Raw genomic sequence first — 25,668 nt, 5'->3', positions numbered from 1 at the left:
TTTCTTATTCGAGACTTTTAAAATCTTTAATGGCCTGGTTGGGTTCTATAACATTGTAACCTTTCCAGAATTCAGGATCGTATTCAGGGAGATAAGCTGGTTTTACATCAGGTTTTTCGATGAAGTCATCAAATTCAGCGTCTGTGATCGCTTCATTCTCAAAAATGATTAATTTGTTTATTTCTGTGTTTCCTACTTTAAAATGAATGTCAGATGATAATTCATTTTGCTTTCTTCGACCTCTAGTGTTTTTGTTTTTTTCTATGATTTTTAAAGGACGTTCAATTTCGAATGTGGTACCATTTTCTACATCGGCATATCTTAAATCGTAAGTATTATTATCGTTTTTATCATAAATAATAGTTCCTTTTTTATGGTAATGCTTGTATGAAACCCCAAACATGCTGAATTTTTTTAAGGGGTTTACGTTTTCATAATCTAATCTTACTATAGCAAAGCCGTTTGTGCTTACATAAATAACGCCTTGAAAATCTTCACTACGTTTAGGTGTGAAACTAATTTTATAAACAAATTCATCATTTAAAAAACTATAATCTTCGAGTTTGAATTCGTAGCGGTTTGATTTTTCGAGAAAATTAAAGTCGCTGTCTTCAAAAACAAAACTGTTACTTTGAATATCAGCTATATCCGATTTTCGATACTTCAAGAAATCAGCTTTCCGTTCTTTTTCTTTCTTCTTTTTGGCTTCAATCATGGCCTGTGTTTGATCAGATTTATCGTTATCAAGGTCATTGAAAAATGTCGAATCTATATCTTGTTTTGTTCCGAAAAAGCCTGATTTTATTTTAAAATAAGAATCTCGTTTGACATGTTTTTTAATAATGTTGTTAAACTTTTCTTCGTAAAACTCAAATGTAACTTCGTTGCTTTTATCATATAAATGCGAAGCTTTGATGATGTCTAACTTTTGCGAATCTTCTAGGCCAGATTTACCATATACATCAGCTAGTATTTCAGTGTGATCATCAGCATTTTTTGGCATGGCCGTGACTACGCTATCAACAAGCTGTTGATTAAGTTCTGGAATACTCGTTTTTTTGATGTCAACATCACTTTTTGTGACACGATTAAAGTTAGATGATCTATAAAAAAGGCGGCTTTTAATGGGAGAACGGTTGTAGTTTTTTTCTAAATTCTCCTTTATTTTATCAATGATTTCTTCAGTAGAATAGTTTTTATTGGAAACTAAAACTTCATCAAGTTCAATAGAGGTTTGGCTTAGCAAGACTATAGAATCTTGAAAGGTTTCAATTAAAATTTGTTTGGTTTCATAGCCTAATGATCTAATTTTTAGCGAATCGGTTTTTGATGCCTTTTCGCTTAGATATATTGAGAAATCACCGTTTTCATTACTGATGACACCCGAATTTTCGTTTATAGATATCGTAGCATAAGGAATGGGTTCTTTTGAAATAGAATCTAATAATTTAGCTTGAATGGATTCTTGGGCTTGTGAGTATAAAGAACTAAAAAGAAAAACGAGTAAAATTTTTTTCATGTGGTTATGTTGGATGTTTGACTCTCTAAAAGTATAACGATTAACAAACACATTTGTAACAATTAGTGTTTTGTTAAGGATGTTTTGTAGTATTTTTAACATTTACAAAACCTAGTTCACGATTAATTAGAGGTTTACCTTGGCTAAAAAGAGATGCTATGGATGATTACCTTGCTACACGGTCTAAGTAAAACTGATAAAGTTCTTCAGCCGAGGCACCAAACCATTTTTTTACGTAAACGCTCCAGTAAATGTACTGTATTTTCCAAACCCCGTGTGCTTCATAACAGCGCGCTGATGTTCTCAGTTTTTTATTAATCACAACAAATTGCTTTCGGGCGTAGAGTGCGTTAATTAACATGTTATCTTCATAAATGATATAGCGTTCATCAAAACCTCCAATATCGTGAAATAACGCCTTGGTGATAAACTGACTTTGGTCGCCACCACGGCAGGCGCGCCATGAAAATTGCGTGAGCCATCCGGCTAATTTTAACCACCAATGCTGGCTATCAAACTGCATCCTGAAACAACCAGCCTTATGGCCTTTTTGTACTTCAGTTAAAATGAATGTATCAAAATCTTTCGGCGGAAACGAATCGGCGTGAAGAAAATAGAGGATGTCTCCTTTGGCCTGTTTAGCACCAAAATTCATTTGCTTGGCACGTCCTTTTTCCGATTGTAAATAAGTGATATGACCTTCAGAAAAAGCTTGAGCAATTTGTGGTGTTTCGTCGGTGCTTCCACCATCAACAACTAAAATTTCAGCAATATTTTCCGCGGAAGCGTTTTCCAAAAGATGCTCTAGAAGCTTTCTAATAAAAGGGGCTTCGTTTAAAACCGGGATAATTATGGAAATTTGACTACTCATTGAGCTCCCAAATATAATCTTTAAAATGGGTTTTCGCTTTCGCGGAAATGGGTACGTTAGAAAACTGGTTGAGGTAATCAATTAAAGAGCCATCATGTTTGAAATCTTTAGTAAACCACTGAAAGATTTTTGATAGTTCTAACTGCTCTTTTGAGATGCTGTTTTTTGCGGAATCATTTATAAAAGTTCTAGCAGCTTGATTAAACTGAAGCTCTAAATTTGAAGCGGTGTAGGCTTTGTTTTGTAATTTCGGACATGAAACTGCGGCGCAAACAATAGCAAAATGGATACGCGGTTCGTTCATTTTCCTTAAGATTTTATGCTCAATATCATGAAGGTTATAAGTAGAGTCACCTAGAATCCAAAGGTTTTGTTTCCAAGGATGTTTAATGTCTTTTATACTTTTAATAGGGTAGTTTCTAAGGATTAAATCTACGGTTAAAGCGTTGTATGTATTTATCCAATACGCTAGTTTTTCTACTTTAGACCAAGAGGTTTTTGGTGTGTTTGTAGCTAAACTTGAAATGTACTGGTCGAGATATTTTTTATCGGCTAAAAAACCTTTATAATTTACGTTTCCGTGCTCAGAGACGTGTTTTTGAAGTAAATCATCCCACAATTGGTGGTTAAACACGTCTTGTGGTTCTGCTGAAATAGAATCTTCAGCCTTAACGATTGTGAACGGTTGTAATCTGACATTATTAGCGTGAATCTGGAAGTTTCCAATTAGCAAAAAACCAATAATTAAGAACGAAACGCTTTTCATAAGGCTTAGTTTTTAGAAGGTTTAGTGCCAGCTGGATACATTTCCTGTTTGAAAAAATCTTTAGGGAAGTTTTCATCGCCTTCAAAACCCAGTTCAATGTCTTTGCCGTTATGCGGCATGTAGTTAGTTTTAAAAATATAATCCCAAAAGCTGAATGTGAGTCCGTAATTCATGCCATATTTAAGATGTTTTGGTAAGGCTTTGGCATGATGCCAGATGTGCATTTTTGGGTTGTTAAAAATGTATTTTAACACGCCATAATCCCAACCTAAATTGGCATGGTTTAAATGTCCAATAACAATACTAAAAAAATAAACAAAAGCCACGTCTTTAGAACTGTAGTTGCCAATAATGGCTAGCGGAATATAAAGTAAGGATTTGTAAACAATGGGTTCCATCCAGTGGTAACGCAAATGAGCGGCAAAGCCCATTTCTTTAACCGAGTGGTGGACTTTATGGAAATTCCACAGCCACGGCACGCGGTGCAAAAGGCGGTGGGTGTTCCATTGTACAAAATCTGAAACCAAGAAGAAAACCAATAATCCTAACCAAGCTGGTAGTTGGTTCACATCAAAAAGCTGAAAATTAGAAAGAGTTAGCCCAAAAAGCTTTAAAATATCGTTGAGTATTTGGGCTGCGGTATTTGAAAGCGCAATTAATATGATGAGGTTCAGTAGAAAGAAATTAAAGAACATATAAAACGTGTCTAGCCAAAAATCTTTTCTAAAAATCGATTGGTTTTTCCGCCAAGGGAAAAGGATTTCTAGTCCCCAAACAAGTAGAGAAATAATGATTAAACCATAAAAATAATTGTCCCAATCACTAGGGAATTGTACCTCATGTTTGAGGTAATTCCAGTAACCCGAATAGGCTTTTTTTATGAGGTTTAAATATTTTTCCATTTTTTATTCCCGCGAAAGCAGGAATCTCAGGTTTTAAAGTTCAGAATCCCAAACTAAAGATAAATTAATAATCATCTGTTTTGTCCTCTTATGACTTAACTTTTAAAGTTCCGAGGAACCTCACGAATCATGCAAAGATTCTTCAGTCGTACCTCCTTCTGAATGACAAAATCAAATTTAGAACTGAATATTAAATTCTAATTCATAAGATTCCTGCTTTCGCAGGAATTAGCAACAACCGCCGCCATCGTAATGGTAAGTCGATTTACTAATATAAATATCGTTACGACCTAAATCAGCTAAAGCTCCAGCAGTTTTATCACAGATCGCTAAGGGCTGGTTTTTCAATAAAACATGGCCTTTTTTATCATCAAAATAATCGTCTTCACCATAATAAATAGCTGCTTTTCCAGTAAAGACACACGGGCCATCTTCTGGCATAGGGTCTTTAATGGCTGCAACTTCAATCGATTCGATGTAGATGAGTTCTTCCGTAGGGTAGTTTTTAGGATCTAAAATTCTATATGGTTTTCTGGCACGAATTTCAATGGTACCAAAACCAGCATCAGTAAGTGCTTTAACGTATTCGGCAATAGGTAAGCTTCCGCTAAGACATAAGGCACGTAGGCGTTCGTCGTTGCGTAAGGCTTCATTCATTGGTTGTTCGCAGGTTGGGTCGCTCATGACGAGTTTACCATGAGGTTTTAAAACACGGTACATTTCAGCAATGGCTTTCTTTAAATCATTGGCCTTAAAAATATTAAACAGGCAATTTTGTGCGGCCACATCAATGCTGTTGTCTTCAACCGGTAGGTGCATCGCATCTCCTTTTTTAAGGTCAACGAATTCACTTTTAAACCAAGGGTTTTGCGCTTCGGCTTCAATGAAATTTTTTCTTGAAGCTTCAAGCATTTCATCAACGACATCAATGCCTATTACGCCGTTTTTCTGACGATTAAAATACGAGAATTGTAAGAGTTCCATACCGCCACCAACACCAACGTATAGCATTTTTGGGTTGTTGGTTAAGTCGCGGGCATGAACTGTGGTGCCACAGCCATAATTCATTTCTTGCATGATTTTCGGAATTTTTAATCCCGGTAATTCCCAAATGGGGTTGGTCGTGCAGCATAAGCCAACATCAGGTGTTAGTGCGGCTTCTTTGTATACGTCGTGTGTGGTTTCTAGATAGCTCATAATTTTCATTCTCACGAAAGTGTTAATCTATTGGTTTTAAGTTGATTATTTAAAATTTCTGTAAAAAACATATAGAATACGTTGACCTTGAATCTAGAGATTTGCGTTGAATCCTATATTTTAGGGGCTTAATTATAATTCATTGCTTTCACAATTAATGAGAATGACGCAATGAAGATGTTATGATGTTGTATTCTATAAGTTTTTTATAAGTTCCTTAAACAAGGTAATCATTACTGGTTCTGCTTTATGAGCCATATCAATAATGTCTTCTATGTTTACAGGTTCTAAATGGTCTGGGTCGCATTCATCGGTTAAAACTGACACCGCAACCACTTTTAATTTTAAATGGTTGGCTACAATAACCTCAGGAACGGTACTCATCCCCACGGCATCGGCACCAATGATTTTGAGCATGCGGTATTCGGCGCGGGTTTCTAACTGTGGCCCTACAACACTGGCGTATACCCCTTGGTGTAAATTAATATTGTTGGCTTTGGCGATACTTTTAAATTTCGCATTGATTTCTGCATCATAAGGCGCACTCATATCAACAAAACGCTCGCCCATTTTTTCAACACCGTTAAAGGCTAGGGGAGAACTGCCTTGTAAGTTGATATGGTCATCAATAAGCATGATTTCTCCTTTTTTAAACCCTAAGTTTACCGCACCAGCAGCATTAGATACCAATAAAGTATGAATGCCTAATTTCTCCATAATACGAACCGGGTAGGTTACATCTTGTAGCGTGTAGCCTTCATATAAATGGAAACGGCCCTGCATTACGATGACTTTCTTGCCTTCAAGTATTCCGAAAATAAGCTTTCCCTTATGGAACTCTACGGTGGCGGTTGGGAAGTAAGGAATGTGGTTGTAGCTTATTTCTTTAAGGATGTCTATTTCATTAATCAGCTGGCCTAATCCTGTGCCAAGGATAATCCCGATTTCAGGCTTGTCGAAGCCTTTTTCTATTAAAAAGGCTGTTGTTTTTTCTATTTGATTTATCATAACTATCTATTTTGTAAACTTTAAGAGACAGGAGGTTTTAAGTCTTGAAATTAAGTTTTTTAATCTTTTTTTTTATGAATTCTATTATAAATTTTGCATTTATCCGTAAGCTAATCGCTTCAAGGTAATTTTGTTTTATCTTTGTTTGAGCTGGCTATTTTCAATACAATAGAGAAGACGTTGCTAGCGCCTAATTTAATACCACTTCGATTTGATGTTTTTAAAAATGAAATATATTTTCTCTTTCTTGTTTTTTATAGGGGTTTCAGTAGTTGGCGCACAACAAGTATTGCCCATTAAAATAGCCAAATTTACCGAGCTAAAATCAAACAAATGTAAGGCTCTTGAAAAGAATTTAAAAGCTGAGCTATCACGAAATGCGAAGTGGAAATCATTAATTGCTTCTAAGAAAATGTCTATCGCGGTTGTCGATTTAAGTAACCATGATATTAAGTATGCTGGTGTTAATGGAAATAATATGGTGTACGCGGCGAGTTTACCTAAAATAGCGGTACTGTATGCTGTGATGGATGCTATAGATAAAGGGTCAGTTAAAGATACGCCTGATGTGCGCAAAGACTTAAAACTCATGATTGCTAAATCAAATAACGCGGCTTCTACGCGTATGATAGATTTGGTAGGTTATGAAAAAATAGAAGAAGTTTTGCGAAATGCCGGTTCAATGTTATATGACCCAGGAACAGGTGGTGGTTTGTGGGTAGGTAAACGCTATGCAGCCGCTGGTAAGCGCTATCCAGACCCTTTAAAAGGATTGAGTCACGCAGCAACGCCATATCAAGCCGCTAATTTTTACTACCATTTGGTTTTTGGAAAGTTGATTAATTTTGAACGTTCGGTAGAGATGTTAGATATTTTGAAAGATCCGGAACTCGGACATAAATTTGTGTACACTTTGAGGGATATTGCTCCAAATGCGAAATTGTACCGCAAGTCAGGCTCTTGGAAAAATTACCATTCCGATTCGGTTTTAGTTTGGGGGCCAGAACGTAAATATATTCTTGTGGCTTTAATAGAAGATAGTCACGGCGAACAAATTGTTAGAAAATTAGTTGAACCGGTTGAAAAAGTTTTAAAAGCTTCTGAAAACTTAAATTGCAGTAAATAAAATTCTGACGATGTTAAAAAACTTTTTTCAGAAAACTTTTCATATCAGAGACGGCGAGTTTAAAATCTCAATGTTTATGCAATTGTACATTTTTATTGTAATTACTGTTTTACTTCTGGTAAAGCCCACAATAAACGCCTTGTTTTTATCAGATTTAGGGGCCGAAGAACTTCCAAAAGCCTATTTGCTTGTTGCTTTTACGGCCGTAATTACTTCTTATTTCTATGACAAATCACTTCAGTTTTTTAATATTAAAAGAATAGCCATTGCCTCGTTATTGTTTTTTAGTGCCTGTTTTTTCTTTTTGGCTTATTTGCTCTATGCGGGTATTACTAGTGACTTGATTCTTTATGGCTATTATTTGAGCGTCTCTATTTTTGGGGTATTGGTGACTTCGCAATTTTGGATTATTGCCAATATGATTTACAACGCCCGTGAAGCTAAACGCTTGTTTGGGTTGATTGGTGCTGGGGCTATTTTTGGTGGTATTGTAGGTGGGTATTTGACTACTATTTTATCTCAAAGTTTTGGTAGTATTTATGTGATACTATTAGCTTCTGTGTTGCTCTTGTTTTGTATTCCTATTGTGATGTGGGTGTGGAGTCATAGGTTGCATAAAACTACAGATATTGATACCGGGAAATCCCATAAACCTAAGGTCCATAAGCATACTTCGGCTTTAAAATTAATTACCAGTTCAAAGCATTTAACCTATTTGGCTTTATCGATTGGGGTGTCTGTAATTATGGCGAAATTGGTAGATTATCAGTTTAGCGATTTTGCACAGCTTAAGATTTCAGATCCTGATGAATTGGCTTCCTTTTTCGGTTTTTGGTTTTCTACATTTAATGTGTTGTCTTTAGTGATTCAACTTTTTTTAACTAACAGGCTGTTAGCTTGGCTAGGGGTGACCTCTAATTTATTGCTATTACCTTTAGGTATTGCAGCGGGCTGTTTATTGTTTTTAATTTATCCAGAATTGTGGGTGCTTATTATTTTAAAAGGAATGGATGGAAGTTTTAAGCAGTCCATCAATAAGGCGGCAGTTGAATTGTCTATCATGCCTATTTCTTACGAAGATAAAAAACAAGCCAAGTCATTTATTGATGTGGTAGTCGATAGTATTGCTACGGGTGTGGCTGGTTTTTTATTGATTTTTGTGGTGAAAGGCTTAGATTTACATTCACATTACATTACTGTCATCATTTTGTTCTTCTTATTTGTGTGGATTATTTTAATTTACCAGCTAAAAGGGGCGTATTTTGATACTTTTAAAAGAAACATTCTTAACGCTATAGGAAATCATGATATTGATGATGTAAGAACCTCTAAAAAAGCGTTGCATGATTCAGTAATAAAAACTCTTAATAAAGGTGCCGATCAAGAAATTATAGCGCTATTAGATAGTCTAGGTGATACCATTGTAGATGTACATAAGCCACATATCATCAAATTGCTAGACCATCCATCAAACGAAGTAAAGGCTGCAGCGATTAAAGAAATTTATTTTTTTAAGCATGAAGCTGCCACGGAAAAAATTGCGAGCCTGATTGAAACTAATGATGATCCAGAGGTGGTTTATGAGGCCATGGAATATCTGCTTTTGCATACTCATGTTGATGAGAATAAAATTTTCGGAAAATATCTAAATCACAGTATGCCTTATATTGCTGATGCTGCCCTTTTATGTCTCGCAGAATTGGCAATTGATAATAGTACACTTGTTAAAAAGTACGGGTTGCTTGAACGTTTGGAGGAGCGAATTCTTCAAATACAGGATCCTAATATATCACATTCTCAAGAGGAAATCGCCGAATTTTTACTCACTCTGGGTTACGCTAGAAATCCTAAATTTTATGACTTTATAGCCGGGTATTTAAAAAATGAGAACGACTACATCTTGAGGCGTGCCGTAAAAGCGGCTGGTTTTTCTCATAATACTGAATTTATTGGCCCCCTTTTAAACTTATTGCAAGTTGATGAGGTTAGATATAGTGTTATTGAAGCCTTACGTAATTTTGGGAATCAAGTGCCTAAATACATTTTAGATCGTGATATAGTTGCCCCTTTTGATGTCAAGGTGAGAAAGTTTTTTCCAATTGCGGTGGCTTCCTTGAGAACAGAAGAATCATTAAAAGTGTTAATTCGTTTAGGACTTTCTAGTGATCCTTTTCTCCGATTGGAAACCGCGAAAACGATGGTCGATTTACACTTTAAGCAAGGACGAATTAATGTCAATAAAGATCGGGTGAATGAATTCACCCTTAAAGAATGTGATTTTTATTTAGAACATTTGGTTATAGCTAATACCATAATTGAAGCTCATTTACAATCTAAAATGGATGATACAGAATTGCAAATAAGCAAAGAAAGTCTTGTTGCTTTGTTACGTAAGGAGTTAGATTGTAGTATGAATGTGATTTTTGAATTACTTGCTTTAATCTTGAATGAAGATGATATGGAAATTGCTTATTTCGGTCTAAAAGACGAATCTGAAAGTGTTAAAGTTAATTCCATTGAGTTTTTAGATAATATTTTAAACGTGCGCTTGAAATCTGAACTCATGCCAATCATTGAGCATCATTTTGTGCAAGAGCTTGAAGAATTTAGTGCTTTAGATGAGGTGCGAGAGGTTTTATCAGATGCAAATACTTGTTTGATAAAGCTATTGAAAGATGGAACCGTTGAGGTGAAATTGGCAACATTAAACGTGGTTGCTCAATTAGATGATATTTCAGCATATAAAAACGCCTTAAAACAATTAACACGTCATTCAGAGGCGTTAATTAGTGATAAGGCGCTGGAAATTTTAAAATAATAGACTAAGCGTCTGGATTAATAATACGGTCTATTTTATTAGCTAAGTCTAAGTGAGCCCAAGCGGAATTTTTGTTTAAAACATTGGTCATTAAACAGACCATATATTTTTTTCCGTTAGGGTGTTCTACAATAATTACAGAGTTCATGTAATTAAACACGTTGCCTTGGTAATCACCACAGTTTGGGTTTTTTGTGCGGTCACATTTGTAGTAACTTCCCGATTTAAAGTATACGGCAGCCTTCTTTAATCTTGGCGATTGTGCGTAACGAATACGTCTGTCTGTTAAGTAGATAAGACGTTTCATTTCAAGGCTAGTTTCTTTGTCATGAATATTTCCTTGCTCTAGAGCCACTAAAAATTTCATTAAACCTTTTGGTGTTGCCGAACTACCCCCTTTCCTACCAACATATTTCGCTGAAGCATGAGTAAACATACCACCTAAACGCCACTCGTCTTTAGTGATGCCTAGGTCTCTTAACGGTTGGTTGATAACGCGATTGGCACGGTTAGTAAGGGTGTCTTTGCGAGTTTCTTTAAAATAATTTAAGGCCTCCTCATCAGTAAGCTCAGGGTAATCTTTTCCGTAATGGTTCATTAGCATCACCTCTCTGTAAACTACAGTGGCAGCACCGTTATTACTCACTGAAACCATGTGGTCTAACCATTCGTATAATGAAAACACATCACTAGCAACCACCTTACGCTTCACTTGTTTTTCGGTTTCTATATTGTAAACGGGAATGGTGTGGTGGTCTCCTGTTCCAAAAATACCTGAAGTGACACGTTTGTCACGCATTAAATCTGTTCTTTTATCCCAAGAATTAGGATAGATTTTTTTTAGCTCTGAAAAGAAAGCGTTTAAAACTACCAATTTCCCTACACTACCAGGTTGATAACCGCGGTTTTCATTGTAAGCAGCATATTTTATAGCGCTAGGGTCAGTCATATCTAGGGCAGTAAGTGAGTAGTTTCCATGAGGCATAACATTTTTAATGGCTCTAGTGAATTCATCGTCTTCTACTAGAATGGAATCTGCTGGTTCACCATCACAAGATTTTAAGTTTAACTTGATGTCTTCAGTTTTTAATAGGGCTCCTTCCGGAATTCGTGAATAACCTTTTTCGCTATTTACAGCCTTTTCAACATAAAGTAATCGGGCTATTTTGGTTTTTTCATAACCATCTATAGGGTAAATCAAGCTTAGTAAACCAAGCGAAATTCCAATGCCTAAAAATAATAATTTTTGCATAATTTAGATTTTTGAGTTTAGATCGATGTTTTGATTGTAGTTGATTTTTGGCGTAATCGATTTTAAGTATTCTGAACTGGAAGCCTTTTTGTTCTCAACAAACGGACGAATTTGAAACAACCATAATTTGTCGTTTTCAAAGCCCATTTCCATATCGTAAGGGCCTTTGTAGTCTGAACCTGTTTGCTTTGGCATCTTTTTACGGACTTGCTCTACCATATCACGAATGGACTGCATGTTTTTTTCTGATAAAATAGGATCCTCAAACGTGGTGTATTCACGATTGGTGCCTCCCGTTTTTGGTAGTGTTAAAAAACTAGGCTCTCTTGAAGGCGATAATAATAAGTTGTTGTGTTTTGAAACCATTCGTGTTTCAGCCGATTGACCATCAACAGCACCGCCAACACCACGACTAAAAGCAATGGTTAAATCGTCTTTACCACCAGCGTTAATTCCAGTTGTTACTACAACTCCAGAATAGTCTACGTTTACCCCAGGAATGACCAAAATAGAAGGGAATACATATTCAGGGTTTAATAAATATTTTTGTCTCCATTTTAAACTACGCTCCATATAAGGTGAAGCCCATACTTTTTTGATGCCTTCAATGATTTTTTGTTCCGCTAGAACATTAAACAACGTTAGGTTTAATCCTGCTCCAGTAAATTCTTTGAGATCCTCCATATTGGTGTCACTTCGTAAAAATACAGGAACTTGACCAATAGGTTTGTTAAACGCATCTTTGAAATTTTTACGCAATTGCGCAATAAAGTCAGGATTCAGGTCCATGTTAATAATGGCGGTTCTTAAAGTGCTTAAGCGTTTAAATTGATAAGCTTCAATTTCGTTTTCTGTTTTATTAGCCTTTTTCATGGCCTCGCACTGGGCATAAGTTTGGGTTAAAAACTCCCAGTAGGTCATGTTTTGACCACTCATTTGGTTGTCAAGGTGTTTTCTGAAAATACCAAAAGGAATCACAAAACCTTCAACAACATGGTCAGGAAACATCGATTTTAATTGCGATAAGTTTGCTGCTTTTGGTCCGCAAAGCTTCCCTGAATCTGAAGCGTCAACTTCACGCATGTTTAAGATATCAGTTTGGTCCAGTTGAATACGGTCAACAGGAACTGTGATTTTATTCGTGCTACGTTCAACTTTACTGAAAAGTACTTTTTCTTCTGAAGACATTTGGCCTTCAGTTTTTAAAATTACATTCCCTTTTGTAGAAACTGCATAGAATACCTTTTTGCCATTGTACTTGGCTAAATCGTCTAGGTTTTCTTGAGAAAGTGCTGCATTTGGAACCCCTAAATTACGGGCTAATAATTGCACGTGCGATACTAAATTTCCTTCGGAAACCGTCATGATTCCAGCTACAGGCTTTAATCCTGAAGGCGGTCTGTTAAATACGTAAATTTTATCTTTTGAAAAGTTGATGTTTTCAATAGAACCTTCAATAACTACTAATTCGCCAAAAGCATAACCAGGGTTTAATCCTCTTATGGTTGCTGGTTTAGAAACGCCGATGACTTCATTTTTAATCGATGATTTTCCAGAAATATATTTCCCTAGTATCCCAACACTGTTTCCTAAGTCTAAAGCGATCGATGAACGAATTTTATCATCAATAAAACCGTAAGCTAATGGTTCAAATTGTGAGTAAGTTTCAACAATATCACTATAATTGGCTTTTACCATACCCGCACTCCATTCTACAACGCTTCGTGCCGTAGATAAAACCTTGTTTAGTTCGGCAATAGTAAGTTGTTTTTTGTGTTTATAAAGTCCGAGAGTCGATTTAATTCTGTCGTATTCCCAAAGTTCAATCAAGCCTGTAGCGGCTGCGACATAACTTAAATAATCAATTTTTTGAAGCATGTCATATAGGTCGCTAGGGGCCCATTCTTGAGAATTTTGAAAAACAGATTTTTCAATTTTGTTAGAAATATCTAAGGCGGCTAACTTGTCATTTTCAGAATTTAAAGCCTCAAAATGTTGTCTAATATACATTAAAACTGGGCCTAAGACTTCAATTTTTTCTTTTGAAGATAAACCGTCATTATAACCAGTTAGTAACTCATTTATTTTTGTTTTATGCGGATTAAATAGTTGATTACTCAAGCCTTGAATGTCTTTAATGTCTAAAGGTTTGTAGTATTCCTTCATAGTTGAAAGTAGGCTATTGAATGCTTTCTTTTGCCCCGAGCTTAATCCAGAATTGTGCTTAGAAACATAAGATTCTACCGAAGCGATATCGCTTTTTTCTGGGTTGCCGTGAATTTTAATTCTCAGGTTCATAAAAGAGCTAATTTCATTACCTAAGACTTTAGATTCACTACGCATTTTTTGTGCTAAATTGCTGTCGCCCGAATGCGGAATATCATTTAAAGATTGCTTTAGTAAAAAGAATTGCCCTTGCGTGTGCTTGTTATTTTTAAGCAACCATTTGTAGAAATCTAGGCCCCAAGCTTGTTCGTCTTCAGATTGCATAGCACCACGATAAAATTGGCCACGTCTATAAATCCAGCCGTCATCATTACTTTGTAAAAACTTGACAAGTTGGTATTGTTTTAATCGGCTGTGGTTATTTTTTTCATCCCAAAACGCTTCGTTTTCATTTTGAACTAATAGGTTTCCGAAAAATATATGGTGCTTTTTTCCTAGTTTTTCAACATCAGATTTTAGACTCGCGTGTTGGATACCTCCAATTTCATTAGGACAAGGATCCTTGGCTTCACGTATCGTACCATCATCACAAAACCATTTTATTCTATGGTATGGGCCTCGCACGTCTTTTTTGTAGGCCTTTATCTGTGATTTTATTTGTTCAACAGGCAGTTCCTGAGCTGTCACAGCACTTGCTGATATCAGGCAAGCCAGTGCTAAGATTTTGGTGGTTGTTTTTCTAAGGGATAGAGGTTTTACACCTCTTAAGGAGATTGTAGTTTGCAAGACAAATTGGTTTTAATTAATAAGCTAATAAAGATATGAATATTAGCCTATAGATTAACCGTTTTTGTTAATAAATTGTTAAAATGTAATTTTTTATAAATGAGTAGTTTAGTTGGGGTTTGTGCCATTTTTATTGTAAAATGAGCTTTGTGAGCTGAGGAAAAGTCTTAAGGTCTTCAATGGTGTCAATGTCGTTTAGGGTTTCTAAAACATCATAAGTTGCCTTTTGGGATTTGATTTCATTCAAGGTGGTTTTGAGTAAATGGGTTTCACTCCAAGGTTTGTTTTCAAAAATAAAATCATGCATTTTTGAAAGGCCAACTAGATAATAGCCCCCATCTTCAGCAGGGCCAAAAACGACCTCATGATTTTGTAATTTATTAAAAGCGGTGTTGAGGTGTTTGGTCGTGAGACTGGGCAAATCAGAACCAATTAAAACAATGCGTTCATAACCTTTTTCAAAACTGGTTTTAAAGGCGTTTTTCATGCGATCGCCTAAATTTTCTCCTTGTTGTATGGTTTTGTCTGTGTTTTTCCAAAGGGTCTCGTCTATGCTTTCAGAAAAGTGAATGCACACATCAGAATCAAGGTTTTGGGTTACATTTTCGGTGATTTCTAAAAGGGCTTTGTACACCTTTAAAGCCTTTTCATCGCCTACAGTTTTGGCTAATCGTGTTTTTACTTTACCGAGTTGTATGTTTTTTACAAACACAATAACGAGTTCTTTATTCATAAACTTGAATGCCATTTTTTAACCATTTACGCCACGATTTCGAATAGGTGTGTACGCTATCAGTTTGTTTGTTATTCCTATTATAAACAGGAAAATCATTGTTTTTCCAGGTGATAATACCTCCGTATAAATTTTTCACGTGGGTATAGCCTGCTTTTTTTAGTTTTTCGCCAATAGCTTCCGATCGCATACCTAGGGTGCAGTACACTACAATTTCAGAGGTTTTATTAGGAATTATTTTTTTAATACTATCCATGCTGAAGTTGTTATAACCTACTAAAATAGCGTCTTTAAGATGGCTTACCGCGTATTCATGAGGCGCTCTGGTGTCTAAATAAATCACTTCGGAAGAGGTGTTTTGCAATTCTGAAGCCTTTATATAAGGAACACTCTCTTTATTGTGCTTTTTGAGCAGTTTGTCCAATGGTTTTTGGGCAAAACTTGCTGTAGCACTTAAAAATAATATGAATAGAATTAAGTTTTTCATTGTGATGAGATTCCTTTTTTTTTCACGAGTTTAGGCGACTACACCTTGGCAACTGCTTCCAGCGCCAGCGGTACAGCCGTAACAATGTTGCGAGATGGCAATATTTCTTCCTTCTAAAAGCGCTTCGTTGTATTCAGAAATATGTTTGACTTTACTGTTTATAGGTAGTTCTAGCATTTGATTAAAATCACAATCGTACAAATATCCGTCCCAACTAATTGATAAGGTATTGGTGCACATCACGTTTTTTACGGCTGCTGGATTATAGGCTTCTACTAAGGCATACATATAATCTTCGTAGTTTTCTGAAGCGATTAAATAATCCAGAAAACGAGCAATAGGTAAATTTGTAATCGCAAAAAGCTGGTGAAAATCAATGTCGAAATCTTCTTTTAAAGCTTTTTTAAAGTCTTTTTCCATGGCAGCCTGATCACCAGGTAAGAAAGCCCCTGACGGATTGTAAACCAAATCGAGTTTTAAATCGCTGTTAGGTATGCCGTATCCCACGGCGTTGAGCTCTTGTAAAGCTTTAATTGACTGGTCAAAAACACCGTCGCCACGCTGTTTGTCGGTTTTTCCACGAGTCCAATGCGGCATCGAACTCACCACATGCACCTGATGTTTCTTAAAAAAATCAGGAAGGTCATGATATTTTTTGTTCGCTCTAATAATGGTTAAATTGGAGCGCACGATAAAATCTTTGATCCCTGCTTTTGCAGCCTCTTCAACAAACCATCTAAAATCAGGGTTCATTTCTGGGGCGCCACCGGTTAAATCTAAGGTATGCGCGCCCGTGGTTTTTATCACCTCTAGGCATTGTTGCATAGTGTCACGCGTCATAATTTCTTTGCGGTCGGGACCTGCATCGACATGGCAATGAGCGCATACTTGGTTGCACATGTAGCCTAAATTGATTTGTAAAATTTCGAGTTTTTTCGCTTGAAGCGGAAATTGATTCGTTTCAGATATTTTAGCTTTAAAAGTTGGTAGTTCTCCATTTTGAAAAATACCGTTTGATAAAATCTGAAGTTGTTTTTCGCTTTTTGCCAAGGCACTTTGGCGCTTATTTAAAGACTTTATAGCCATTAATTTGTTTTAATTTTAAGAAGCCGAAGTGCATTCGGCATGCTGTTTAAGAAGTTTTTAAAGGAAATTGACCTGTGATTTACATTTCTAACTTATTCACTTTATTCATCATTTGAACACCGTGCACTAAAGTGGCTCCGCTTTTTATAGCCGCACCAACATGAATGGCTTCCATCATTTCTTCTTTGGTGACACCACGTTGCAGGTTGTCTTTTGTGTAAGCGTCAATGCAATACGGACATTGTTCGGTGTGAGAAACAGCTAAAGCTATTAGGGCTTTTTCACGAGCTGTAAGAGCGCCTTCCTCAAAAACTTTACCGTAGTAGTCGAAAAATTTCTCACCCAATTCAGGGTTCCATTCGCTAATTTTTCCAAATTTCTTTAAATCGGCAGGGTCGTAATATGTTTTTTGCATGATGGGTTTTTTATGTCAAGATGTAAATCTAAAATTTTAAGTCGATAAGTTTAAATCAACATAACAGAATTCACTTAATTATTTTATGAGTTGCAATCCTTTTTGTGGTGCTTTTTTATTGCTACCCCAGATTATTATCCGTTTATAGGAGTTTTTTATGAGCTATGAAACAGTTCTAGGTGACCTAAATCTTTGGACCTTTGATTCTTTGTGGCTTTGCAACCTTAATAAACTTAATCTCTAGTGATGCTTCTAGAAATGATGATTTTTTGAATTTCAGAAGTGCCTTCGTAAATCTGTGTGATTTTGGCATCACGCATTAAGCGTTCTACATGGTATTCTTTTACAAAACCGTTGCCGCCATGAATTTGAACCGCTTCAACGGTGTGTTGCATCGCCACTTTTGAAGCGTATAGTTTGGCCATAGCACTCGAAAAATCGTAATTTAAACCTTGGTCTTTTTCCCAAGCGGCTTTCATTACTAAGTGCCTTGCGGCTTCAATATCAGTGACCATATCAGCCAATTTAAATGCGATGGCTTGATGGTTGTAAATCTCAACCCCAAAGGTTTTGCGTGTTTTTGAATATTTTAATGCCAATTCATAAGCGCCCGAAGCAATGCCTAAGGCTTGAGCAGCAATGCCTATACGTCCGCCAGAAAGGGTTTTCATTGCAAATCGAAATCCAGAACCATTCACACCAATTCTATTTTCCTTCGGAACTTTAACATCATTAAATTGAAGGGTATGGGTGTCACTCCCGCGAATGCCGAGCTTGTCTTCTTTAGGGCCAACATGAAAACCTTCAGTGCCTTTTTCAACAATAAAAACATTAATGCCATGTGAACCTTTTTCTTTATCGGTTTGTGCGATGACTAGGTACACATCTGCACGTCCGCCACTTGTAATCCAGTTTTTGGTACCATTAATAATATAATGGTCCCCCTTGTCAATGGCTGTTGTTTTTTGTGATGTGGCATCACTACCAGCCTCTGGTTCACTTAAGCAGAAGGCGCCTAGGTATTCGCCCGTGGCTAGTTTCGTGAGGTATTTTTGTTTTTGTTCTTCGGTGCCGTAACATTCGAGTCCATAGCAAACTAGTGAATTATTAACCGAAACAATCACCGAAGCCGAAGCATCAATTTTAGAAAGCTCTTCCATGATAATCACATAAGAAATGGCGTCCATGCCACTGCCTCCATACTTGGGGTCTACCATAACACCTAGAAACCCAAGGTCCCCCATTTTTTTGACGAGTTCGTTGGGAAAGTGCTGGTTGGTATCCCGTTCAATAACACCAGGAAGTAATTCGGTTTGAGCAAAATCGCGAGCGGCATCGCGAATCATGATATGTTCTTCTGAGAGCTTAAAATCCATAATTCGTAATTATTTAGTTTATTTGGTGATATATTTTACCAAATATACCTTTTTAATGTGAATTATTTAATTGTGTTTGTTATTTTTACCAGCTATGTTAGAAGATAAGTATCATGTTATAGGAGTGATGTCTGGAACCTCCTTAGACGGGATTGACCTTGTTGAAATAAATTTTCAATTCAAAGGGCAATGGCAGTTTGAAATCATTAATGCTGAAACGGTGCCGTATCCTTCATTTTGGAAAACACAGTTGAGCGCGTTGGTTTCCTATTCCGAAGAAAAATTAAAAAGTATTGATGCCGATTACACGGGTTATCTTGCTGAAGTGATCAAAAGCTTCATTCAAAAACATGGGATAAAAGATATTGATGCGGTTTGTTCACATGGGCATACTGCTTTACACCAACCTGAAAAAGGGATGACTTTACAGATTGGAAATCTGCCTGAAATTTCAAAATTAATAGGAGAAAAGGTAGTGTGTGATTTTAGAGTTCAAGATGTTGAGCTTGGTGGTCAAGGCGCTCCTTTAGTACCTATAGGTGATGAACTTTTGTTTTCAAATTATGATTTCTGCTTGAATTTAGGAGGCTTTGCAAATGTGTCTTCAGAAATAAATGGTGCGCGTATTGCTTACGATATTTGTCCGGTCAACATCGTTTTGAATCATTATGTGAGTCGTTTAGGTTTTGATTATGATGATGGTGGAAAAATCGCTTCTAAAGGCATTTTGAATGAAAAGCTTCTTGAAGAACTGAATGCCCTTCCTTTTTATAAAGCAGCTTTTCCAAAATCTTTAGGTTTAGAGTGGGTTCAGGAGCAGGTGTTGCCACTTATTGATGCTCATGATCTAGAAGTTACAGATATTCTTAAAACATTTGTGGAGCATATCGCTATTCAATTCGCCGCTCAATTTAAAATTAAGGAAACCGGTGCCGTCTTGGTTACCGGCGGTGGAGCATACAATACCTATTTAATGGATGCTCTAAAAAAACATACATCTCTTGAAATTATCATCCCTTCAAAGAGTCTTGTGGAATTTAAAGAAGCCATAATTTTTGGTTTTTTAGGTGTGTTGAAACTCAGAAATGAAGTGAATTGCCTACAAAGTGTTACCGGGGCTTCAAAAAACCACAGTTCAGGTGAAATCTTTCTGCCCTAAAATCTTCAAAAAATGAAGTCTAAATAGTTTAGTTTTTTATATTTGTTCGGTTTCCAAAATTAACAGGGCGTATTTGAACGTTTTATAATAAGTTAATTTTAAAACTGTAACGAACCAAATCATTTTTTTTTAATGAACAACCACATAAACACTATTATAAAAGAATAAAAAGCTTTTGTATTGGGTTTATACTTTAACCAAAAAGGCAGCGTTATAACGTTGCAATAAATAACATAATTTATGGTGAATATTTTAATTCAAGAAGCACAAGAGGGGGTGGATGTACTTCCGGAAGGAGAATCGGTAGAAAAAACACTTTCGATTATAGAGTTAATAGCTAGTGGTGGTATGGCAGGACAAGTCATCATTGCTATTCTATTTTTACTACTTGTAGGTGCAATTTATATTTATTTTGAACGCATTTTTGCGATTAAGGCAGCATCTACTATCGATGCTAATTTTATGAATCAGATTAAGGATCATGTGAGTAACGGTAAAATAGAATCAGCACAGCAGTTATGCGCTCAAATGAACTCGCCGGTATCGCGATTAATTGGAAAAGGAATTTCAAGAATAGGAAAACCTTTAGCAGATATTAATACGGCTATCGAAAATGCAGGACGTCTAGAAATTTACGGCCTAGAGAAGAACGTAAGTGTTTTAGCAACCATTTCGGGAGCAGCACCTATGATCGGTTTCTTAGGAACGGTAGTAGGGATGATTTTAGCCATTTTTGAATTAGCCAATGCGGGCGGAAGCATTCAAATGGATGTTTTAGCAAGTGGTTTATACACAGCTATGACAACAACCGTGGCTGGGTTAATTGTTGGTATTGTCGCTTATATGGCATACAACCACCTAGTGGTAAAAACCGATAAAGTTGTTTACCAAATGGAAGCCCATTCTTTAGAATTTTTAGATCACTTAAACGAACCAACTTAGTATGAATCTTAGAGGAAGAAACAAAGTAACACCAGAATTCAATATGTCGTCTATGACAGATATTGTATTCTTACTACTTATCTTTTTTATGATTGCATCTACCTTGGTAACCACTAATGCGATTGATATTTTATTACCAAAAGCTAGTGGTAAAACAGAAAACAAGAAGTCTGTTGCTGTAAGTATTAAAAAAGATTTAACGTATTATATCGATCAGAAACGTGTTGGCGTGAGTGTTCTAGAAAATGAATTACTCGCTGCATTGTCGGCCGCAGAAAAACCAACCATTATTTTACGTGCCGAAAAATCGGTACCTGTTGATAATGTGGTGAAGGTTATGGATATAGCTAATAGAAACAAATTTAAAGTCATTCTAGCGGTACAACCGAAATAAAAATGAAATACTTAAGAACCAAACACGAACGAAATTCAGCAAAGATAACGGCTTTAATTAGCATCATTATTTTATTGCTTTTATTTGTGGTTGGTACCAAGTATATGGATCCGCCAGAAGAATATGGCGTGGCAGTGAATTTTGGTAATTCTAGCGTTGGGAAAGGTGATGTGCAACCTATGAAGCCGGTGAAATCTGAACCTCAAGAGGTGGTTGAACCTGTAGAGCCTGAAGTTTCTGAACCCGAACCAGAAGCAGCAGCCCCTGCTGAGGCCCAGGAAGAAGTGCTTACTGAAGATAATTCAGAAGCTATAGCGATAAAGAAACAGAAAGAAGCCGAAGCTAAAGCAAAAGCAGACGCTGAGGCCAAGGCAAAAGCAGAGGCTGAAGCTGAAGCCAAAAGAAAGGCGGAGGAAGCAGCTAAAAAGAAACGCGAACAGGACGAAAAGAAGAAAAAATTAGATGCCCTTATTGGTGGTGTTAAAAAGGCCGAAGGTTCTGAAGTAGGCGGCGAGGGTGATGATAACCAATCAGGTGATAAAGGCCAGCTTGATGGTAATCCTTATGCTTCTAGTTATTTTGGCGGACAAGGTACTGGAAGTGGTGGTGTTGGATACGGCTTAAAAGGTCGTGGTAGAGCTTCGTTTGAACGCATGAAACAAGATTGCAACGAGTCTGGGATGGTGATTGTAAAAATTGTTGTGAACCAAAATGGTAATGTTGTTGAAGCAACACCAGGGGTTAAGGGTACAACCAATACGGCAGCTTGCTTGTTAGAACCTGCAAAAAAAATAGCACTATCGCATAAATGGCCAGCCGATTCTAAAGCGCCTACAAAACAAATAGGCTTTGTAAGTGTCAACTTCAAAATAAGCGAATAACTCATGACTTATAACGATACGCTAGAGTGGATGTTTTCTCAACTTCCCATGTATCAAAATCAAGGCAGTACGGCGTTTAAAAAAGACCTAAGTAATACGCTTAAGCTCGCCAAGCATTTAAATTTTCCAGAAAATAATTTTAAATCCATTCATGTAGCAGGTACCAATGGTAAAGGTTCTACAAGTCATATGCTGGCTTCTATCTTACAGGAGGCTGGTTATAAAGTGGGTTTGTATACCTCGCCACACTTAAAAGATTTTAAAGAACGTATTAAAATTAATGGCCAGGAAGTGTCTGAAACTTTTGTGGTCGATTTTATAGCACGTAATAAACCTTTTTTAGAGTCGGAATCGCTGTCCTTTTTTGAAATGACTGTAGGTATGGCTTTTGAATACTTTTCAGAAGAAAAAGTAGATATTGCCGTTATTGAAGTTGGTATGGGTGGTCGATTAGATTCTACCAATATCATTAGGCCAGAGGTTTCAGTAATTACAAACATTGGGTTAGATCATACGCAGTTTTTAGGAAACACTTTAGAGGCGATTGCTTTTGAAAAAGGAGGAATTATCAAAAATCATGTTCCTGTAGTGATAGGAGAGACGCAAAGCGAAACCCAAACGGTTTTTGAAAGGCTATCGGACAAACAGCAGTCTAAAATCGTATTTGCCGATCAGGAGGTGAAAATGGACTATAAATCTGATTTAATAGGAAGCTACCAGTCGAAAAATATCAAAACCGTTATTCAGGCCATTGAAGAGCTTGGTGAAAAAGGCTTTTGTATTTCTGAAGACCAATTAAAAACAGGTTTACTTCATGTGGTTAAAAACACTGGGCTTCTGGGACGCTGGCAAATTTTAAGTGAAAATCCGAAGGTAGTTTGTGATACCGGTCATAACGAAAGTGGTCTAAAAGATGTCATGAATCAGCTGTCAAAAGAAGAATTTGACGACTTGCACATTGTTTTTGGTGTGGTAAATGATAAAGATTTAGGGTCGATTGCACATTTGTTACCTAAAAATGCAAAATATTATTTTTGCAAACCAGAAATTCCTCGAGGTATGGATGCAAGTCTGTTAAAAGAACAATTATCGGCGTTCGGACTAGTAGGGATGGTGTATTCGTCTGTAAATGAAGCTTATAAATTCGCTTTAGAAAATGCAAAAACAAGCGATTTTATTTACGTTGGTGGAAGCACTTTTGTGGTAGCAGAAATTATTTGAAAATTTTTTCAAAAAAGTTTTTGTAAAGTGAAAAAGGGTTGTATATTTGCAGCTCCTAATAATTAGGGCGCGTAGCTCAGTTGGTTCAGAGCACTTGGTTTACACCCAAGGGGTCAGGGGTTCGAATCCCTTCGCGCCCACAGAGAGAAAAAGTCTGATGATATCATCAGACTTTTTTGCGTTTAATAGGTTCTGTTTTTCAAAATAATATTGTAATTTGAAACATTATTGTTTTTTAGAAACATGTATCCATATGAAGAACCAGAATATTAGAGAGGCATATAGTGAGATATTTAGTTCGCACGATCAACCTTCCCTAGAAAAGCATATCCAGAAGCTTATAGAGCTCGATACGTTTTTGCCTTATAGTTCTACTTTCTTCTGTATAACCAATACCCAAGATTTAACTTTTGAATACGTTAGTAAAAACATCAAGGCTTGTTTAGGCCTCGATGCCGATGAGGTAAAATCTAAAGGCATGCGTTATTTTTGGAGTAGAATGCATCCAGAGGATTTAGATTTATGGTTACACGCTTTAAGTGACTTGATGAAGTTCACGTTAAATGAAATCAACGTCGAGGACCGTAGTAAAATGACTTACACGTGGAATTATCGTTTAAAAAACAATAATGATGAATATGTTAACATCGTTCAGAATACGACGCCCTTAGAGTTTGATAGCGGATCTAAGCCCATTATTGGTTTAGCACATTATACCGTATTAGTGCCGGAAATTAATTTACAAATTTGCGCTTCAGCTAAACTTTTGAATGGGCAGAATGAATACGAAACTGTTTATTACAATAATCTTTCTCAAAAATTACTTTCTGAAGGCATAACTAATCGTGAGCGTGATATCATCAGACTTCTAGTTTTAAATCATTCTAGCAAGATGATTGGTGAAAAACTAAATATTAGTTCGAATACCGTGGATACCCATCGTAGGAATATCTTAAAAAAGTTAAACATCTCTTCAACAGGTGAATTGGTTGGTATGATTAAAATGAATACCAATTTAATTTAGTGGTGCTCGACCTAACAAGATTGTTTTTTACAACCATCCCGATTTATGATGCTTTTCCGATAAACGGATATAACGAGTACTTAATCGAATATTACTATAATTACTCAAATTGAGTATTGTCTGAAGCCTATTATAATTGCAACTTTGACTTGCTATTAATTAGTTCTTAGGGAGAATTATTTATAGATGTCTGTCTTATATCATTTATGAGGCAGGCATTTTTTTATTACCTATTTATAGTAAATCCAAAACACGTTCTAAGGCCATGCCTCGAGATCCTTTTATGAGTAATGTGGCGTTTTCTAGTGTTGATAAAGCGTTTTCTGATTTAAAATCCTCAAAGCTGGCGTATGATTTTGTTTTTTCTGAAGTCAGCTGTGCTTGGTGAAAGTTTTCACCTAAAAAGGAAATATAATCAATATCGAGTTTTGTAGCTAAATCTACGATGTTTTGATGCTCTGCCTTTGCTTCACTACCTAATTCAAACATATCGCCTAAGATGGCTGTTTTTGGTCCTGTTTGCTTCTCGAAATTTAGTAATGCGGCTTGCATACTCGTTGGATTCGCATTGTAAGCATCAAGTATAATTTTATTACTGCCTTTATTTATAATCTGCGAACGATTGTTGCTAGGCACATAGCCTTCTATAGCCTTCTTAATGGCGGCATCATCTACTTTAAAATAATTTCCTATAGTGATGGCGGCAGCTATATTATTAAAGTTGTAATCACCTATGAGATTACTGTTTATTTCCAAACCTTTATATTCACTTTTTACAAAAGGTTGTGCGTTTAAAAAATTGACGGTGACATCATTTTTATGTGTTAAGTTTCCAAAACTAAAATGTGTATGGTCTTTAGTTTTTTCAACTTGAATGGGGTCATTATTATTTACAAAAATAGTGTTGTGATGTTTCGATAGGAAATCGTACATTTCACTTTTGCCCTTAATGACGCCTTCAACGCCACCAAAACCTTCCAGGTGAGCTTTACCAAAATTAGTGATATAGCCGTAATCTGGTTTGGCTATGCTGCAAGAAAACTCAATTTCTTTAAGGTGATTGGCGCCCATTTCTACAATACCTATTTCAGTTTTATCTGTCATTGACAGTAGTGTTAGCGGCACCCCTATATGGTTGTTTAAGTTTCCCACCGTTGCTGTTGTTTTGTATTTTTGAGATAGCACGGCATTGATGAGCTCTTTTGTAGTTGTTTTTCCGTTACTACCTGTTAAGGCTATAATTGGGGTTTTTAAATAATTGCGGTGAAAAGAAGCGAGTTCTTGAAGCGTGTCTAGCACATTGTCAACCAAAATGGTTTGCTCTGAAGTGTTGGCCGAGGCTTCATCTACAATGGCATATTTTGCTCCGGCGTCTAGTGCTTTTTCGGCGTAGATGTTGCCATTAAAGTTGTCTCCTTTTAGTGCAAAAAACATGCTGTTAGATTCAAGTGTTCTAGTATCTGTACAAACGGAATGACAGTTTAAAAATAAGCTATGTATTTGGGCTATGTTCACGATATATAAATTTTAAATAAATGT

22 protein-coding genes and 1 tRNA gene are annotated in these 25,668 nt (G+C 36.4%); 9 read left to right on the top strand and 14 right to left on the bottom strand.

The annotated features are described in order from the left end of the window. Positions 1-4 precede the first annotated feature (4 nt). From F6U93_RS10880 to F6U93_RS10855, 6 genes are all read right to left on the bottom strand, one after another. Positions 5-1,519: a carboxypeptidase-like regulatory domain-containing protein gene (locus tag F6U93_RS10880; RefSeq protein WP_150939696.1), complete on the bottom strand. Its 1,515-nt coding sequence runs from the start codon at positions 1,517-1,519 to the stop codon at positions 5-7. Between the two features lie 166 nt (positions 1,520-1,685). After that, on the bottom strand, positions 1,686-2,390 hold the full coding sequence (locus tag F6U93_RS10875; RefSeq protein WP_150939695.1) for a TIGR04283 family arsenosugar biosynthesis glycosyltransferase: 705 nt from the start codon (positions 2,388-2,390) through the stop codon (positions 1,686-1,688). Further along, positions 2,383-3,156, bottom strand: coding sequence for a DUF547 domain-containing protein (locus tag F6U93_RS10870; RefSeq protein WP_150939693.1), 774 nt, complete (start codon positions 3,154-3,156; stop codon positions 2,383-2,385). The genes F6U93_RS10875 and F6U93_RS10870 overlap by 8 nt, the downstream gene beginning before the upstream one ends. Before the next feature lie 5 nt (positions 3,157-3,161). After that, positions 3,162-4,058: a sterol desaturase family protein gene (locus F6U93_RS10865; RefSeq protein ID WP_150939691.1), complete on the bottom strand. Its 897-nt coding sequence runs from the start codon at positions 4,056-4,058 to the stop codon at positions 3,162-3,164. Between the two features lie 228 nt (positions 4,059-4,286). Continuing rightward, positions 4,287-5,255 (bottom strand): arsenosugar biosynthesis arsenite methyltransferase ArsM, encoded by a 969-nt coding sequence (gene arsM / locus F6U93_RS10860; RefSeq protein ID WP_150939689.1) that lies wholly within the window; start codon positions 5,253-5,255, stop codon positions 4,287-4,289. A gap of 195 nt (positions 5,256-5,450) precedes the next feature. Continuing rightward, positions 5,451-6,263: a purine-nucleoside phosphorylase gene (locus tag F6U93_RS10855; RefSeq protein ID WP_150939688.1), complete on the bottom strand. Its 813-nt coding sequence runs from the start codon at positions 6,261-6,263 to the stop codon at positions 5,451-5,453. Between the two features lie 226 nt (positions 6,264-6,489). On the opposite strand from F6U93_RS10855, the gene F6U93_RS10850 reads away from it, so the two are divergent. Beyond that, positions 6,490-7,389: a serine hydrolase gene (locus tag F6U93_RS10850; protein WP_150939686.1), complete on the top strand. Its 900-nt coding sequence runs from the start codon at positions 6,490-6,492 to the stop codon at positions 7,387-7,389. A gap of 76 nt (positions 7,390-7,465) precedes the next feature. Continuing rightward, positions 7,466-10,207, top strand: coding sequence for an MFS transporter (locus tag F6U93_RS10845; protein WP_191963504.1), 2,742 nt, complete (start codon positions 7,466-7,468; stop codon positions 10,205-10,207). A gap of 4 nt (positions 10,208-10,211) precedes the next feature. Here the strand turns inward: F6U93_RS10845 and F6U93_RS10840 are convergent, their stop codons facing one another. The 7 genes from F6U93_RS10840 to F6U93_RS10810 form a co-directional block, all read right to left on the bottom strand. After that, entirely contained in the window at positions 10,212-11,459 is a 1,248-nt protein-coding gene (locus F6U93_RS10840; protein ID WP_150939682.1) for a serine hydrolase, read from the bottom strand. Between the two features lie 3 nt (positions 11,460-11,462). Next, positions 11,463-14,411 (bottom strand): PEP/pyruvate-binding domain-containing protein, encoded by a 2,949-nt coding sequence (locus F6U93_RS10835; protein ID WP_225312670.1) that lies wholly within the window; start codon positions 14,409-14,411, stop codon positions 11,463-11,465. Positions 14,412-14,541: 130 nt separating this feature from the next. Next, positions 14,542-15,159, bottom strand: coding sequence for a TIGR04282 family arsenosugar biosynthesis glycosyltransferase (locus F6U93_RS10830; protein WP_225312668.1), 618 nt, complete (start codon positions 15,157-15,159; stop codon positions 14,542-14,544). Next, positions 15,137-15,631, bottom strand: a complete 495-nt coding sequence (locus F6U93_RS10825; RefSeq protein WP_150939681.1) for a rhodanese-like domain-containing protein — start codon at positions 15,629-15,631, stop codon at positions 15,137-15,139. Before F6U93_RS10825 ends, F6U93_RS10830 begins: the two co-directional genes overlap by 23 nt. A 30-nt stretch (positions 15,632-15,661) precedes the next feature. Next, the gene (gene arsS / locus F6U93_RS10820) at positions 15,662-16,717 is read right to left on the bottom strand and encodes an arsenosugar biosynthesis radical SAM (seleno)protein ArsS (RefSeq protein ID WP_150939679.1); all 1,056 of its coding nucleotides are present in this window, start codon (positions 16,715-16,717) and stop codon (positions 15,662-15,664) included. Positions 16,718-16,796: 79 nt separating this feature from the next. Further along, positions 16,797-17,132, bottom strand: a complete 336-nt coding sequence (locus F6U93_RS10815) for an arsenosugar biosynthesis-associated peroxidase-like protein (RefSeq protein ID WP_150939677.1) — start codon at positions 17,130-17,132, stop codon at positions 16,797-16,799. A 233-nt stretch (positions 17,133-17,365) separates the two neighbouring features. Beyond that, positions 17,366-18,508, bottom strand: a complete 1,143-nt coding sequence (locus F6U93_RS10810) for an acyl-CoA dehydrogenase (protein WP_150939675.1) — start codon at positions 18,506-18,508, stop codon at positions 17,366-17,368. Between the two features lie 94 nt (positions 18,509-18,602). Here F6U93_RS10810 and F6U93_RS10805 point away from each other — a divergent pair, with 94 nt between their 5' ends. The 7 genes from F6U93_RS10805 to F6U93_RS10775 all read left to right on the top strand — a co-directional run bounded on the left by F6U93_RS10805 (position 18,603) and on the right by F6U93_RS10775 (position 24,129). Beyond that, complete coding sequence (locus F6U93_RS10805) at positions 18,603-19,667, top strand: anhydro-N-acetylmuramic acid kinase (protein ID WP_150939673.1); 1,065 nt, start codon at positions 18,603-18,605, stop codon at positions 19,665-19,667. Between the two features lie 240 nt (positions 19,668-19,907). Further along, positions 19,908-20,609, top strand: a complete 702-nt coding sequence (locus tag F6U93_RS10800; protein ID WP_191963503.1) for a MotA/TolQ/ExbB proton channel family protein — start codon at positions 19,908-19,910, stop codon at positions 20,607-20,609. 1 nt (position 20,610) lies between these two features. Beyond that, positions 20,611-21,003 (top strand): ExbD/TolR family protein, encoded by a 393-nt coding sequence (locus F6U93_RS10795; protein WP_150939671.1) that lies wholly within the window; start codon positions 20,611-20,613, stop codon positions 21,001-21,003. Positions 21,004-21,005: 2 nt separating this feature from the next. Next, positions 21,006-21,884: an energy transducer TonB gene (locus F6U93_RS10790; protein WP_150939669.1), complete on the top strand. Its 879-nt coding sequence runs from the start codon at positions 21,006-21,008 to the stop codon at positions 21,882-21,884. A 3-nt stretch (positions 21,885-21,887) separates the two neighbouring features. Beyond that, positions 21,888-23,105 (top strand): bifunctional folylpolyglutamate synthase/dihydrofolate synthase, encoded by a 1,218-nt coding sequence (locus F6U93_RS10785; protein WP_150939667.1) that lies wholly within the window; start codon positions 21,888-21,890, stop codon positions 23,103-23,105. A gap of 65 nt (positions 23,106-23,170) precedes the next feature. Next, positions 23,171-23,245: transfer RNA gene (locus F6U93_RS10780), tRNA-Val, on the top strand. A 113-nt stretch (positions 23,246-23,358) separates the two neighbouring features. Then, a complete protein-coding gene (locus tag F6U93_RS10775; protein ID WP_150939665.1) occupies positions 23,359-24,129 on the top strand; it encodes a LuxR C-terminal-related transcriptional regulator in 771 nt (256 codons plus the stop codon). 234 nt (positions 24,130-24,363) lie between these two features. Here F6U93_RS10775 and F6U93_RS10770 read toward each other — a convergent pair whose 3' ends face one another. Continuing rightward, entirely contained in the window at positions 24,364-25,644 is a 1,281-nt protein-coding gene (locus F6U93_RS10770; protein ID WP_150939663.1) for a UDP-N-acetylmuramoyl-tripeptide--D-alanyl-D-alanine ligase, read from the bottom strand. Between the last annotated feature and the right edge of the window lie 24 nt (positions 25,645-25,668).

Origin of the sequence: Pseudotamlana haliotis (assembly GCF_008806375.1) — a bacterium.
Classification (GTDB): domain Bacteria; phylum Bacteroidota; class Bacteroidia; order Flavobacteriales; family Flavobacteriaceae; genus Pseudotamlana; species Pseudotamlana haliotis.
The sequence above is the reverse complement of the archived record's forward strand: the minus strand, read 5'-3'. Positions and strand labels throughout refer to the sequence as shown.

Excerpts from the sequence above, each read along its gene's own strand:
- F6U93_RS10790 (WP_150939669.1), top strand. The coding sequence starts at position 21,006 with ATGAAATACTTAAGAACCAAACACGAACGAAATTCAGCAAAGATAACG.
- F6U93_RS10815 (WP_150939677.1), bottom strand. The coding sequence starts at position 17,132 with ATGCAAAAAACATATTACGACCCTGCCGATTTAAAGAAATTTGGAAAA.
- F6U93_RS10865 (WP_150939691.1), bottom strand. The coding sequence starts at position 4,058 with ATGGAAAAATATTTAAACCTCATAAAAAAAGCCTATTCGGGTTACTGG.
- arsM (WP_150939689.1), bottom strand. The coding sequence starts at position 5,255 with ATGAGCTATCTAGAAACCACACACGACGTATACAAAGAAGCCGCACTA.
- F6U93_RS10785 (WP_150939667.1), top strand. The coding sequence starts at position 21,888 with ATGACTTATAACGATACGCTAGAGTGGATGTTTTCTCAACTTCCCATG.
- arsS (WP_150939679.1), bottom strand. The coding sequence starts at position 16,717 with ATGGCTATAAAGTCTTTAAATAAGCGCCAAAGTGCCTTGGCAAAAAGC.
- F6U93_RS10775 (WP_150939665.1), top strand. The coding sequence starts at position 23,359 with ATGAAGAACCAGAATATTAGAGAGGCATATAGTGAGATATTTAGTTCG.
- F6U93_RS10845 (WP_191963504.1), top strand. The coding sequence starts at position 7,466 with ATGCAATTGTACATTTTTATTGTAATTACTGTTTTACTTCTGGTAAAG.
- F6U93_RS10825 (WP_150939681.1), bottom strand. The coding sequence starts at position 15,631 with ATGAAAAACTTAATTCTATTCATATTATTTTTAAGTGCTACAGCAAGT.
- F6U93_RS10870 (WP_150939693.1), bottom strand. The coding sequence starts at position 3,156 with ATGAAAAGCGTTTCGTTCTTAATTATTGGTTTTTTGCTAATTGGAAAC.
- F6U93_RS10795 (WP_150939671.1), top strand. The coding sequence starts at position 20,611 with ATGAATCTTAGAGGAAGAAACAAAGTAACACCAGAATTCAATATGTCG.
- F6U93_RS10855 (WP_150939688.1), bottom strand. The coding sequence starts at position 6,263 with ATGATAAATCAAATAGAAAAAACAACAGCCTTTTTAATAGAAAAAGGC.
- F6U93_RS10810 (WP_150939675.1), bottom strand. The coding sequence starts at position 18,508 with ATGGATTTTAAGCTCTCAGAAGAACATATCATGATTCGCGATGCCGCT.
- F6U93_RS10850 (WP_150939686.1), top strand. The coding sequence starts at position 6,490 with ATGAAATATATTTTCTCTTTCTTGTTTTTTATAGGGGTTTCAGTAGTT.
- F6U93_RS10830 (WP_225312668.1), bottom strand. The coding sequence starts at position 15,159 with ATGGCATTCAAGTTTATGAATAAAGAACTCGTTATTGTGTTTGTAAAA.
- F6U93_RS10800 (WP_191963503.1), top strand. The coding sequence starts at position 19,908 with ATGGTGAATATTTTAATTCAAGAAGCACAAGAGGGGGTGGATGTACTT.
- F6U93_RS10880 (WP_150939696.1), bottom strand. The coding sequence starts at position 1,519 with ATGAAAAAAATTTTACTCGTTTTTCTTTTTAGTTCTTTATACTCACAA.
- F6U93_RS10875 (WP_150939695.1), bottom strand. The coding sequence starts at position 2,390 with ATGAGTAGTCAAATTTCCATAATTATCCCGGTTTTAAACGAAGCCCCT.
- F6U93_RS10805 (WP_150939673.1), top strand. The coding sequence starts at position 18,603 with ATGTTAGAAGATAAGTATCATGTTATAGGAGTGATGTCTGGAACCTCC.
- F6U93_RS10840 (WP_150939682.1), bottom strand. The coding sequence starts at position 11,459 with ATGCAAAAATTATTATTTTTAGGCATTGGAATTTCGCTTGGTTTACTA.